Here is a 12,956-nt window from a genome sequence, read left to right as displayed (position 1 = left end):
TCGGATCCTCACTCGCCGGACAGCAGGTGAACGTCGGCTGCGTCGAACCCCAACTCGATCGTTTCGTCCGGCGGCCGCCTGGCGTCGGTTTTCACGAGTAGTGGACGATCGTTCCACGTGCAGTGGAGCCGGTAGGCGTCGCCGAGGAACTCGCCGTTCTCGACGGTCGCGGTCAGCGTCGTCTCGCTTCCGGAGGACTCGCTTCGCTCTCCTCCGCTGAGACGGATCGCCTCGGGACGAACACAGAGCGTCACCGATTCTCCAGTCATCACATCCGCAGTTTTGGGGAGTCGCACCTCGTGATCGTCCACGCGAGCGCGCGGCGGTTGGGTCGCGGACACCTCGCCGTCGAAGAGGTTGTTGTCGCCGACGAACTCCGCGACGAACCGCGAGGCGGGCTCACGATACAGCCGTTCGGGCGTGTCGACCTGCTCGATCCGGCCGTCGTTGACGACCGCGACCCGATCGCTGATCGCGAGCGCCTCGGCCTGGTCGTGAGTGACGTACACCGTCGTGATCCCGAGATCCTGCTGAATGTCGCGGACGGTCACCCGGAGGCGCTCGCGGAGGCGTGCGTCGAGCGCCGAGAGCGGTTCGTCGAGCAGGAGGAGTTCGGGACCGGGGGCGATCGCCCGCGCGAGCGCGATCCGCTGGGCCTGTCCTCCAGAGAGTGCTTCCGGGTCGCGATCGCCCATCCCCGCCATGTCGACCAGCGAGAGGAGTTCATCGACCCGTTCATCAGTGGTGGCGTCGCCTGGCGGGTCGCGAAAGCGGAGCCCGTACGCGACGTTCTCACGCACGCTCATGTGGGGAAAGAGCGCGTAGTTCTGGAAGACGATCCCGACGTCGCGCTCCTCGGGAGGAACGTCGTCGACTCGCTGGCCGCCGATTTGGACGCTCCCCGAGGCGGGTGTCTCGAACCCCGCAATGGTACGGAGGGTCGTGGTTTTCCCGCAGCCCGACGGCCCGACGAGGGTGAAGAACTCGCCGTCTCCGACCGCGATCGAGGCGTCTCGGAGCGCGGTCACGCCGCCGAAAGTCACGCTGACGCCATCGAGCGCGACGCCTGGGTCCGCCCTGTCGTCGGTCGCCTCGACATCGGATTCGGATCGAGTCACGACTCCCACCGCCCGCCGAGGCGTTCGATCACGAGGAAGCTCGCGGCCGTCACGGCCAATAACACTGTGGCCATCGCTGTCGCCGGCCCGAGACTCGGCCCGAGCGATCGGTTGCCGATGTAGCGTTCGAGTGCGACCGGCATGGTATAACTACTGACGCCCTCCGCGAGTAACACTGTGGTATCGAACTCGCCGATCGAAATGGCGAACGCGAACGCGCTGCCGGCAAGCACGGCCGCCGCGACGAGGGGCAACTCGATGTCGAGCAGCACTCGAAATCGGGTCGCGCCGAGCGACCGGGCGGCGTCGAGGAGTTGGGTGTCGAGGCCGCCGAGTGCGGGTGTGACGTTACGAGTCACGAACGGGTAGGCCGCGACGGCGTGGGCGATCACGACCGCGACCGCACCGCTCACGACGATCCGGCGGCCGAGTATCTCGGTGCCGAAGACCAGGGTCTGGAGCAGCCCGAGCCCGACGACGACGCCGCTGACCGCGAGCGGGGCGGTCATGATCGTTTCGGCGAGCCGCGAGCCGGCCCCGCCCCGCACCGCCACCACCGAGACCACGATCCCCATCGGCACCGCGAGGACGAGCGTGCCGAGCCCAAAGGCGAGCGAGTTCGTGATCGCGGGGAGTGGTTTGACGGTCCCGGCCGTCGTCGCGGCCTGCTGGCGGACGAGGAACTCGTAGTACGCCGTCGTGAACTCCCCGTTGGGGCCGGTCACGCTTTCGAGCACCAGGCTCGCCAGCGGGCCGACGAAGAGGATCAGAACGGCGAGTCCATAGAGTCCGAGCCCTACCCGAACGGGATCGCGGAGCGTCCGCCAGCCTTGGACGAACGCCTGTCGTGGACGGGCGGCTCCGCCGCCGCGCGCGCTCGTCTGGCGCGCCTCGTAGCGGAGGTAGAGGTAGGTCAGCCCGAGCGAGAGTGCGGTCTCGATCGTGCCGAGGGTGGCGGCCTCGGCGAGCGCGAGGTCCTGAACCCGAGCGTAGAGCCAGACCTCGACGGTGGCGAGCCGGAGCCCGCCGAGCGCGAGCACGATCGGAAAGGACAGAAAAGTAAAGACGAACGTGAGCAGCGCCGCGGTCAGGAGGGCGGGCAGGAGCTGTGGCGCGACGACGTCCTGAAACGCCCGAAGGGGCGACGCGCCGAGCGCCCGTGCGGTCTCGACCCGGCGGGCATCGACGGTCTCCCACGCGGCGGTCACGAGCCGGGTCACGAGCGGCGCGTTGTAGAAGGCGTGCGCGAGCACGATGATTTCGAGCGTGAACAGCAGGTTCACCTCGCCGAGCCCGAGCGCCCCGAGAACGTCGTTGAGCACCCCCGTTTGGCCGAACATCGCCAGAAAGCCGACCGCGACCATGATCGACGGCAGCACGAACGGCAGGATGGTGAGCGAGCGGAGCGCGCGCCGGCCACGGAACTCGTAGCGCGCGAGCAGATAGGCCCCCGGCAGCCCGACGACGACGCTCGCGGTCGTCGAGAGCAGCGCCTGGTAGGCCGTGAACCCGAAGAGTCCGAACGTCACGGACGGAAACCCGGCCCGAATCCACGCGAGCACGCCGGCCGGCACGCTCGTCGGATCGGCGAACAGGTGGTGGGCGACCCCCGTATAGAACGGGTCGGCGAGCACGTCGAGCAGCGGGGCGACCGTCAGCCGACCGCTGCGCATCACGGCCTCGACGAGGACGCTGCCGACTGGATAGTAGAAGATCGCGACCAGTACGGCGAGCGTCAGCGCGAAGCCGAGGGGCAGCGCGAGCCGACCCGCCCACCGCCGCGGCGTCGTCACGCGCCCGCGACCAGCCTCGCCCACTCCTCGACCCACGTCCCGACCGAGCCCGCGAGTTCGTCGTACGAGAAGGTCACCGGTTCGGGTGGCTCCTTCGCGTACTTCGCGAACGACTCACCGGGCGTGACGCCCTCGACGGCCGGGAACTGGACGTTCTTGACCGCGATCTTCGACTGGGCACGTTCGGTCAGCACGAAGTTCATGAACTGCCGGCCGAGGGCCGAATTCTCGCTGTCGGCGAACAGCGCCATCGTCTCGGGGTTCGCGTACCCCTGGTCGTTGAGGAACCCGATCTGGTGTTTCGCCATGTTCACGTCCGGCCCGTGATAGAACACCTGATCCGTGGAGTACGAGACCACCATCGGGGCCTCGCCGTCCATATACGCCTGGTAGGCCGGCTCCCAGTCAGAGAGCACCTTGACGCCGTTGTCGAGGAGTTTCTCCCAGTAGTCGAGGTAGCCGTCCTCGCCCTGAGTGATGATCGACCAGAGCAGAAAGGCCCGCCCGGGATCGGACTGCTGGGCGTTCTGGGTGATGAGATCGCCCTCGTAGCGCGATTCGAGGAGCGACTCGAAGGTCTGGGGCTCCTCGACCTCGTCCTCGTTGTAGACGAGGCTGATGTAGCCCGTATCGTACGGGATCGCGCGCCCGTCGGGGTCGACGTTCAGTTCGTCCTTCACCGTGTCGGCGCGGTCGAGGCTGTCCGCGATCGTCGGGAACAGCGATTCGTCGAGTTCGCGACTGACGCGAACGAGATCGCTCGTGTTCAGCCCGACGTACACGTCGGCGTCGATCGGCGCACCCTGCTTCGCCCGCTGGATGTACTGATTGACACCGTTTTCGGGGGTGACGAACTCCACGGTCGTGCCGGAATACTCGTCCTCGAAGGCGGACTTGAGCCAGTTGCCCGCGGTGTCCTCACCAGTAAAGGAGGAGTACGTCGCGACGGTCAGCGTGTCGCTCGACGAGGCGCTGCCGGTCGTCGTCCCGGTTCCGTTCGTGCCGTTGGCCTCGCTCGTGCCAGTCGTCTCGTGCGTCGCATTCATCCCGCTCGTGCCAGTCGTCTCGTGCGTCGCATTCATCCCGCTCGTGCCGGTCGTCCCGTCCGTCCCGGTCGTGTCGGTCGCTCCATTCGATCCCGCACTCTCGTCCGTGGTCTGCGAGCCGGAAGCATTGCTCGCGCCGTCGTCGTTACCACCGGTACAGCCGGCGAGCACCGTCAGTCCGGCCACGCCAGCACCCGCTCGTTGGAGGAATCTTCGTCGGTCCATTACTCGGTGATTCCACTGAGTGGCAATTACGCTGTCGGTCGGGAGTCGGAACGTCGTTCGAAGAACAGGATCGGGGGCGGAGTCGAGCACGCGGCCCGGAATCGGTTCGATGGGCGTGCCGACGCGAACGCTACCCCCCGGAGCCGGCCGTTACGGCGCGGGAGCCGAGGCTCGGGAGGCTCGGGTCGCGGTAGGGGTTGCGGCCGTACACCGCATCGTGGAGGTCCTGGTCGTCGAGTTGCTCGGTCAGGGTTCGGCGCAGCCGGTTGAGGTTCGTCACGTCGAGGCCGTGTTGCTCACAGAGTGCGTCGAAGCGGTCCTCGTCGGTGATCGAGCGGAACTGGTCGTAGAGATCGGCGAGCCGCTCGGGTGATTGTTCGGCGATCCACTCGTCGTCGTGGAGGCCGAGGTGGCGCTCGCGCTCGCGATCGACCACGTGGCGGATCACGACGAGCGCGACCTTCGGGATGGCGCGCTGGCTTCCGAACGCGGTGAGATCGAGGTCGACCATGATCCCGATGGCGCGGTCGCGCTGCCACGGCGTGAGCGCGAGGTCGCCACACAGCGCGTGGGTCAGCCGGAGCTTTTCGAGGCGGTGCGCACGCGCGCTGTACCCCTCCATCGCCGGGTGGCGCTCGTCGTGGAGTCGACGAACGTTCTCCGAGAGGTCGTTCTCGGGACTGTCGGCCCGGCCGATCCGGGTCGCGCTCGGCGTGACCAGGCCCCACCGGCGCACGGTTTCGTCGCGCTGGAGGTCGGCCCGCGCGACCGAACTGTCGCCCGGCCGCCGGCTCAGCCGCACGGCCGTCTGTGCCGCAGCCGATCCACCGTCCGCCGCCGTCGACAGGACGGGTTCCGAAGCATCGTCGTCGGTCATTGGCGACGGCGTAGCAGCCGCCGACAGTTGAATGATGGGTTGGTGTAGAAAACCGTCACGAACCGACGCACCTCGCTCGTATCTACACCTTGTCGCGGGAAGCACTTAAAGGAACCCAGCGCGACCGCGCCACGTAGCTCACCCGTCGAGCCGGCTCCCGTCGACCGAGTCACGGCTGTGGAGGGCTACATCGGGTTACGGGACGAGCTCGCTAACGTCCGGGTGATCCGCGTGTGTGGCCAGCTCCGACGGCCGTTCGTCGGGTGTCGTCCGGGCGAGCGCGTCGCGGACCCGTTGCCAGGCGTCGTGCCGCCGGAGGACGTACACCGGGATCGTGGGAATCCCCGCGAGGTCGGCGAGCACGAGCCGGTGGAACCCCTCGGTCCAGATGATCTCGCCATCGCGGCCGACGAGGACCATCGGCTCCAGATCGTGGATGTAGTCCGCATCCTCGGGACCGTCGTACACCACCCCACGGTTCGGTCGGTAGCCCTCGTCACACAGATCCGCGTACAGCTCGTCGAGGGCCGGAAGGTACTCCTCAACGAGCTCTGCTTCGCTCTCGACGCCCTTGTGATCGCCATTGTCCTCGATCCGCCCGACGGCGTGTTCGTAGTAGGCCGTCTCCTCCCAGTCACGTTCGTCGCCGAATCGCTGAGTCAGTCCCTCGTGGATTGGGGTGTCGTCGATCCGCCGGCAGTTCGCCGGCCGATCCCAGTCGCCGTCGCGCACGCGGCCGAGCCCCCACAGCAGCGAGACGACGTTGAGCCGTTCCACCTCGCTCGGATCCACGTGGACGAGCGCCCACGGGTCGGCCGGCGCGTCGTAGCGGCGTTCGTTGGCCTCTGCGTTCCACGCCGTTCGATAGCGGAACTCGTCGAGCCACACCCTTCCGAGAGGTCGGGGCGACGGCAAGTAGATTTCGACGGGCTGAGGTTTGGGCTGCTCGTCGGTGAAGGTGGGTACTGCTGCCTGGCTTCGAACCGGAACGGTGGTCAACCGAGATCGGTCGGTCGGCCCCGCGGATCACCGACGTGGCGAATCGAGGCTCGACGGACACCGTCGTCCGGTACGCTTTTCGTCCCTTTCGAGAAGTGATCGCATGGATCTCCCTGCGGGATGGACGACGGACGCCGTTCGTTCGAACGGAATCGACCTGCGGTACTACCGCACCGGCGACGGCCCACCGCTGGTCATGGCCCACGGCTTCTACGGCAACGGGCGGTGCTGGCTGCCGCTCGCAGAGGATCTCGCCGCCGAGTACGACGTGGTGACCTACGACGCCCGCGGTCACGGCCGGTCCGCAGCCCCCGAGACCGGCTACGATATCCGAAATCGCGTCGCCGATCTCGTCGGTCTCGTCGGGGCGCTCGACCTCGTCGATCCGATTTTGCTGGGACACTCGATGGGTGCGGCAACCGTCGCGTGGACCGCCGCGGAGCATCCAGGCCTCCCGCGTGGCCTGGTGCTCGAAGACCCCGCCGGGATGCACGACACCGAAACGGAGACGAACCCGGACGAACGGGCGGCGATCGTTCACGACCAACTTCGCGACATCGAGAACCGCTCGATCGAGGAGTTGATCGAAACCGAGTACGACGAGTTCGATCCCGACTGGGCGCGACGGCTCGCCGCCGCGGCCACCGAGTGCAGTCCGAACATCGCCGAGATCGGACGCGAGGGCTACCCGGAGCCGCTGCGGGAGGTGTTCGACGACATCACGTGCCCGACGCTCGTGCTGCGGTCCGACGCCGGCACCGAGCGCCGAGTCAGTGACCTCGCGGCCGCCGACTCGCTCGCGGACGGCCGGCTCGTTCACGTTCCGGACGCCGGCCACTACGTGTTCCACGACGAGCACGACGCCGCCCGGGCGGAGCTCCGGGCGTTTCTCCGGCGGCTCTGAGCTCGGCAGTTCCCCTCCGGTCTGGACCGGGTGCTGGCCCCGACCGTCGGTGGCGTGTGCGTTGCTTCCCGATCGGCGTTCGCGATCGTCGAAACGTCGTCCGGCAACGCGCTCCGGACGCCGGAGACGGCCCCGCAACACCACAAGACAGTTACGTGGCTTGGATCTGGTGGAAGCAATCACATGATGAAGCGTTCGGTGGTCAGTGTTTTGCTCGTGTTCGCAGTCGCTTCGGCTGGCTGTGCTTCCCTCGCCGATCTCGGCGGGGACGCGACGAACACGAGTGCCCCAGGCGAAGAGACGGCAACGGACGCGGTGACCACGACTGCGGATGCTCGCACCGCCACGACCACAGCGACATCGACGAGTGCGGCCACGACGGAGCGGTCGACCACCGCGACGGGGACACCGTCCAGCACCACGACGGCGACGACAACACCGACCGAGACGGTGAGCGCGACACGAACACCCACCGAGACGAGGACACCAACCCCAACACCGACCGAGACCGGAACCCCGACCCCGACGGCAACCGCCACACCGACCGCGACCGCCACACCGACCGCGACCGCCACACCGACTGCGACGACCACGGCAGCCGACTCCGACTCGCCGATACCGTCGCGGCCGGAGGGGTTGCAGGAGGACGAAAATCACGTCGTCGTGCGGGCAGTCGATGGCGGGGCGTCGTACTATCGCGTGTACGTCCCCGGCAGTATCGATCTCGGTGAGGAAGCCGATCGGCCGGACGAAGCCGACCACGCGGACAGGGTCATCAGCCAGACCACCACCTACATCCAGGGCTACGTGGGTGAGGGCGGGGTGGACGACTACGTGACCGACGTCGGTCTCGGCGTCATCGTCAACGACGGCAACGCGACGCTGGAGGTCTATCTCAACGGGGAGCTGTACGACACCGTCGAGCCCGGTGAGAACGCCGGACGCTACGGGCCGCTGGGACCGCCGGACCTGCCGCCACCCAACGCGTCGCAGAAGGTGATCCGGGTGGAAGCGGTCGGCGACGGCGACGCCACGTACTTCCTCGGCGCGACCGAGCGGATAACGCTCGGCGACGAGGCCGACGTTCCGGCCGAAGCCGATCGGCCCGACCGCAACTCCCCGATCAGTTGGCGGAAGATATACGGATACGTCGGCGACGGTGGTGTCGACACGTACCGAACGACCGGCGACGTGGTCTCCATCGACAACGACGGAAGCGCGAGGTTGCGGGTTTACGTCGATGACGAGCTGTGGACGACCGTCGGGCCGAACGAAACGGTAGAGCGAGAGGGCTCGGAAGCGACGTGATCTCGTGACCGCACCGTGTCGACGAACGGTGTCCGAACTGCACAGCAGGATCGCGATCGGCGTCTCGAACCAGTCGGTGGATGCCGCCCCCAAACTTCGAAGCCGACGTGCATCAGGGACACCGTCGGGACGGTCTTCCAGGCCTCGTGAACGCCCGGCCTTGGTAGCACCGGAGTAGTAGTCGACGATCCACTTCGCTCCTGGTACGCACAGTCTGGATAGTATCAGATACTTCGAACGGTCCCCTCACCGCAGGGACCGAACCGTGCCAAACAAGTTTTCGGGAACTTTAATATGATCCTCTTTTCCGCCATGTTTTCTTGACAAGGGTATCGAAGATACTAATAGTTAATTTGGGCTAAAAAATCTCTAAAGAATTGATTGTAGCTACGAATATTGAATATTCGGGTAGATCTATATCGTATGAATTGGACATCATTTCTTTCCGTTAGTACTGATTTCCCATTTGGATCGCACCATCAGTCACGGACCAAGTGGAAAGTGTTGGTAGAGAGATATTCCAAGCAGAAACCAACACTGACCGCCGAGCGCGAAACGGGACGAGGGCCGACCGACGCCGGTTCGCTGTTCCGCCAACGTCAGCATCACACTCATAGTTATCGACAGCTCTCGTTCGTACCCGTCGATCCCGTTGGGTTGACGATCCGACTGACACCAGTGTTGCAAGACTGACGTGCTGTGCGGTCCGGCCTCTGTGGTTCAGTCGGAGACCGAAAAGGTCGCGATCCGCTCATCACTCTCCGAATAACCGTACCGTACTGCCTTTGTGCGGAGCGTGAGTTCACCACGCTCGATGCGAATCGGCTCGGTGTACAGTTTCCAGTCTGGATCCTCACCGCGCTGGGTCGTGTATGCCACCGAGGCACCCTGGGTGCCACAGTCGATCCGGACTGTCATCGGACCCTCGAACTCGCCGCCGTCCGGTGCGTCGTCCCGGCCCGGCCGGCCGGAGACGTTCGGGACGAACGTCGGTCGTGCCGTCTCGGGTTGGTTCCCATCGGGCCACCACTCCTCGACGAGTCGATCCTCGGCGGTCTCGCCCATATCGCCGGTGCGTTCTCGCCAGTCATCGAGCGCTCCACGCAACCGATCGAGCGTCTCTCGATAGGCAGGATCTGCGACGAGGTTTTCGGTCTCGTGAGGGTCGACGTCGAGATCGTAGAGCTCCTCCGCCGGCCTGGGTTCGGCGAACCATGCCATTGGGCCGTTCAGTTCGCCCTCCCGCTCCAGGCGTTTTATCTCCCGCATGGCGGGGTGGTTGTTGCGATACTGGAACCAGGGGTTGGGCCTGGCCGGGTAGTAGTTGCGGATGTACTTGTATCGCTGGTCGCGCACTGCCCGCTGCATCGCGTAGCTTTCGTCCTGTCTGTCGCGCGAGGCAAAGACGTACTCTCGAGGGTCGTCGCGGTCCTCACCGAGGAACTGCTGGCCCTGGAGGAACGTTGGCACCTCGGCGTTCGCCAACTCGAGCATCGTCCGCGCGAGGTCGACCAGCGAGACGAGTTCCGTTGTCTCGGTGCCAGCCTCGATCTCGCCGGGCCACCGGACGATCAGCGGGACGTTGAGTCCACGGTCGTACAGCCAGGACTTACACCGGGGCAGCCCTTCTCCGTGATCGGACCAGAGGACGACGACCGTATTCTCAACGAGACTGTCGGCCGCGAGTTCGTCCAGCAGGCCACCGATCCAATCGTCGGACGCGGCGAGGTTGTCGTAGTGACGGGCGAGCGCTCGTCGCGTGGGATCCGTGTCGGGAAGGTAGGGAGGGACCGTGACGGTGCCGGGATCTGTCTCGAGGGATCGGTCAGACTCGGTGTCCGGCGGGTACATCCCGCTTTCGTGGGAGATGCCGTTCTGGTAGGAGGCGAAGAACGGCTGGTCCCCATCGCGGTCGCGCCAGACGACATCCGTCTCGTCGCGGCCGTAGTCGTTCCAGACGGTGAACGGGTGTCCGAACTGGAAGTCGTTCTTGCCACGCTTCGCACAGTAGTACCCCGCCGCGCGGAGCAGTTCGGTGAACGACCGAACGTAGTGGGGCGTCACGACTCGGTGGCTCGGCGGTAGACCGGGCCGCTCGCGATCGGGCCGATGCTGGTGGCATCCGACAGCGGTGGGATACATGCCAGTAATCGTCGCTGACCGGCTCGGTGAGCAGACGGGTGACGGACAGAACGCGTTTCGATAGCGTCGCCCCTCGCCCGCCAGCCGTTCGTCGATGTTCGGCGTTCGCGAGAGGTCGTCGCCGTAACAGCCCAGTCGGTCCGCTGTCGTGTCCTCCATACTGAGCCAGAGGATGTTCGGTGGCGTTCCGTTTCGCAGTGAGGACATGTGATCTATCGAACGATCCAGCCACCGACACATGAATCTTTGTGAGGCAGCGATGCTCGAGGAAGGCGTACAGGTCGTCGAAGCGATGTTCGCCGATGAGCAGCCCACGTTCGAAGGTCAGGACGAACTGAACGGCTCACACTCCCTCGAATCTGCCGTGTTTCTGGCCGGTGGCGCTCGAACCACCGAACTGCGCCCTTCCGAGCCGGACACCGATTTCATCCCGGACAACGTGGAAACCGGAACGGCGTTGAGCGCGTCTTCGGCGGGCTGAAATGCCGAGCCACCTCGTTCTCGGAACCACTTCAGCCACGCTTTCCTCGAAACCGTCGAAACTGGCTCCAAGCCTTCGTTCGCTGGCTCCAACGAGACCAATCAGACACTACCGAGCGAACGACCCATATCGTTTCACTCGTCGACAACGCCGGCAGCAACGAGAGCATCTCGTAGAGCTCCGTGTGCGACCTGTGCGGTGCCCTCCAGAGACCGGAGCGATCCCCACTGGGGCACGCAAGTGCCACATGCCGGACAGCGCCGAACAGCGCGGTCGTTCTCCCGTTGGACCTCCCACCCTGTGACGTCGACATCGTTCCCCTCCCAGCCACAATCACACCGAAACGTGAGATACGGTTCCTCGTAGCTTCGCTCTATCCAGGGGCCATCTAGCATGGGCCGGATTTGCGTCGTGGGTCGTTTATGGCTTCGGGTCAGTCCCGTTCACCGCGAGCTCAGCGAAAATCCGCTGCCCAGTCGGCAGTCCGGTGGCCGCTCTCGATGCGCCACCTGAGCAGGGTGTTTTCGAGCTCCTGCCGTTTCTCCTGGGCCGCTGGATCGTTCCAGAGATTGTCCGTTTCATCAGGATCTTCGGACAAGTCAAATAACATTCCCTCGTCGTGGTCGAGGAAATGGACGAGCTTCCAGTCCTCGGTGCGGACCATCGTCATGAACTCGGTCGCTTGAAGGATACCGTCCCGGGCGTGTTCGGCGAAGACGCACTCACGTCCGATCCACTCGTCTTCCGGGTCCTCTTCGAGCGCCGGTCGTAGCGAGCGCGCCTCCATCGAGTCCGGAACGTCGACGCCCGCGTATTCGAGGACTGTCGGTCCGAGATCGAACAGCTGACACAACTCATCCACGCGGCGACCGCCGTCGAACCGGTCCGGTGACCATACGATAGTCGGCACGCGGGTGATGATGTCGTACATCGTCCACTTCTGACTGTGACCATGGTCGCCGAGCGCCTCGCCGTGATCGGAGGTGAACACAACGACGGTGTCGTCGTACCCGTTCCGTTCCAAGGCGTCGATGATCTCCCCGACTTTCTCGTCGATCATCGATACGTTCGCGTAGTAATAGGCACGCTGACGGTGGCGCTGATCGGGCGATGCCTCAACCCGATGGACGACAGAGTCGTGATCGATCCGTTCGTTGTGTTCGCGGAGGCGGATCATCGGGGTCGGCTGGCCTTCGAGGTCCGCCGCGGAGAGTACCGGATCCGGGAGGTCCCGATCGAGGTACTCCTCGGCCCACCGCTCGATGGGGTCGAAGGGCGGGTGCGGGCCGGGGAACCCTACTTCGAGAAACAGGGGTCGTTCGAGCTTGGGCATCGTATCGAGCCACCACGTCGTGCGGTCGCCGACGAACATGTCGGGATGGAGATCGTCCGGTGCCTCCCACTCGAAGGCTCCGAGACGCTCCTCATAGTCATCGAGCTGGCGATAGAACTCCCGACCCGGCCTGACGGCTCCACGGGTGGCCATCGCTCTGTCGAGTTCGTCCCAGTAGAACTTCTCCCCGGGCAGCGGCGGTTCGTCCCCGGGAACCGGTGCGAGGTATCGATCCTTGTTCTCGACGATGTGACGCTCGTCGAATCCCATCGGCGCGTCGTAAGGCGCCGCGTGCATCTTGCCGACGTTGAGACAGTAGTACCCGCTTTCGGAGAGGTCCTCGATCCACGAGTGGCGCCACTCGTCGCCGTTCGTGTAAACGCCGGTCGTGTGCGGGTAATAGCCCGTGAAGAGGCTCGCCCGCGACGGCGCACACGACGGCGCGGTGACGTGGCAGTTCGTGAACGACACCCCTTCCTCGACCAGTCTGTCGAGATGTGGTGTCTCCATGTGGTCCGCGCCAAGCGCGTTGATGGTATCGAACCGCTGTTGATCCGTGTTTATGAGAACGACGTTCGGGCGGTCATCGGGCATCGGTATGCGATGGACGATCTCGTGGCGGGTACTTCAAACCATCTGCCCCTCTGAGAGCGCCCCTCGCAGGATGAATGGGAAAAAAGGCATGAGACCTTGAGGAGAACGTCCGTCGCAAAGAGGACGGGAAACAGCC

Annotated in this window: 11 protein-coding genes; 3 read left to right on the top strand and 8 right to left on the bottom strand. The window is 65.3% G+C overall.

Going from position 1 to position 12,956, the window contains the following annotated elements:
• Nucleotides 1–8: 8 nt before the first annotated feature.
• The 5 genes from TX76_RS07580 to TX76_RS07560 all read right to left on the bottom strand — a co-directional run bounded on the left by TX76_RS07580 (nucleotide 9) and on the right by TX76_RS07560 (nucleotide 5,947).
• Complete coding sequence (locus TX76_RS07580; RefSeq protein WP_079890775.1) at nucleotides 9–1,127, bottom strand: ABC transporter ATP-binding protein; 1,119 nt, start codon at nucleotides 1,125–1,127, stop codon at nucleotides 9–11.
• Nucleotides 1,115–2,935 (bottom strand): ABC transporter permease, encoded by a 1,821-nt coding sequence (locus TX76_RS07575; RefSeq protein WP_049901173.1) that lies wholly within the window; start codon nucleotides 2,933–2,935, stop codon nucleotides 1,115–1,117. Before TX76_RS07575 ends, TX76_RS07580 begins: the two co-directional genes overlap by 13 nt.
• Nucleotides 2,908–4,182: a thiamine ABC transporter substrate-binding protein gene (locus tag TX76_RS07570; RefSeq protein ID WP_049901171.1), complete on the bottom strand. Its 1,275-nt coding sequence runs from the start codon at nucleotides 4,180–4,182 to the stop codon at nucleotides 2,908–2,910. Before TX76_RS07570 ends, TX76_RS07575 begins: the two co-directional genes overlap by 28 nt.
• A 130-nt stretch (nucleotides 4,183–4,312) precedes the next feature.
• Nucleotides 4,313–5,059, bottom strand: coding sequence for a hypothetical protein (locus TX76_RS07565; protein ID WP_049901169.1), 747 nt, complete (start codon nucleotides 5,057–5,059; stop codon nucleotides 4,313–4,315).
• Nucleotides 5,060–5,254: 195 nt separating this feature from the next.
• Nucleotides 5,255–5,947 (bottom strand): hypothetical protein, encoded by a 693-nt coding sequence (locus TX76_RS07560; protein WP_049901168.1) that lies wholly within the window; start codon nucleotides 5,945–5,947, stop codon nucleotides 5,255–5,257.
• Nucleotides 5,948–6,161: 214 nt separating this feature from the next.
• Here TX76_RS07560 and TX76_RS07555 point away from each other — a divergent pair, with 214 nt between their 5' ends.
• Nucleotides 6,162–6,962 (top strand): alpha/beta fold hydrolase, encoded by an 801-nt coding sequence (locus tag TX76_RS07555; RefSeq protein WP_049901166.1) that lies wholly within the window; start codon nucleotides 6,162–6,164, stop codon nucleotides 6,960–6,962.
• A 179-nt stretch (nucleotides 6,963–7,141) separates the two neighbouring features.
• Here TX76_RS07555 and TX76_RS18305 read toward each other — a convergent pair whose 3' ends face one another.
• Entirely contained in the window at nucleotides 7,142–7,519 is a 378-nt protein-coding gene (locus tag TX76_RS18305; protein ID WP_154019032.1) for a hypothetical protein, read from the bottom strand.
• A 106-nt stretch (nucleotides 7,520–7,625) separates the two neighbouring features.
• Here TX76_RS18305 and TX76_RS18300 point away from each other — a divergent pair, with 106 nt between their 5' ends.
• Nucleotides 7,626–8,270 carry a hypothetical protein gene (locus TX76_RS18300; protein ID WP_079890779.1) on the top strand — a complete coding sequence of 215 codons (645 nt, stop codon included), beginning with the start codon at nucleotides 7,626–7,628 and terminating at the stop codon, nucleotides 8,268–8,270.
• Nucleotides 8,271–8,990: 720 nt separating this feature from the next.
• On the opposite strand, the gene TX76_RS07545 is transcribed toward TX76_RS18300, so the two are convergent.
• On the bottom strand, nucleotides 8,991–10,619 hold the full coding sequence (locus TX76_RS07545; RefSeq protein WP_049901161.1) for a sulfatase-like hydrolase/transferase: 1,629 nt from the start codon (nucleotides 10,617–10,619) through the stop codon (nucleotides 8,991–8,993).
• A 52-nt stretch (nucleotides 10,620–10,671) separates the two neighbouring features.
• Between TX76_RS07545 and TX76_RS07540 the strand changes: the two genes are divergently transcribed.
• Complete coding sequence (locus tag TX76_RS07540; RefSeq protein ID WP_049901160.1) at nucleotides 10,672–10,893, top strand: hypothetical protein; 222 nt, start codon at nucleotides 10,672–10,674, stop codon at nucleotides 10,891–10,893.
• A 454-nt stretch (nucleotides 10,894–11,347) separates the two neighbouring features.
• On the opposite strand, the gene TX76_RS07535 is transcribed toward TX76_RS07540, so the two are convergent.
• Nucleotides 11,348–12,820 carry a sulfatase family protein gene (locus tag TX76_RS07535; protein WP_049901157.1) on the bottom strand — a complete coding sequence of 491 codons (1,473 nt, stop codon included), beginning with the start codon at nucleotides 12,818–12,820 and terminating at the stop codon, nucleotides 11,348–11,350.
• Nucleotides 12,821–12,956: the final 136 nt, after the last annotated feature.

The organism is Halococcus agarilyticus (assembly GCF_000334895.1).
In the GTDB taxonomy this organism is placed as follows: domain Archaea; phylum Halobacteriota; class Halobacteria; order Halobacteriales; family Halococcaceae; genus Halococcus; species Halococcus agarilyticus.
Note: the sequence above shows the minus strand (reverse complement) of the source record. Positions and strands in the feature narration are given on the sequence as shown.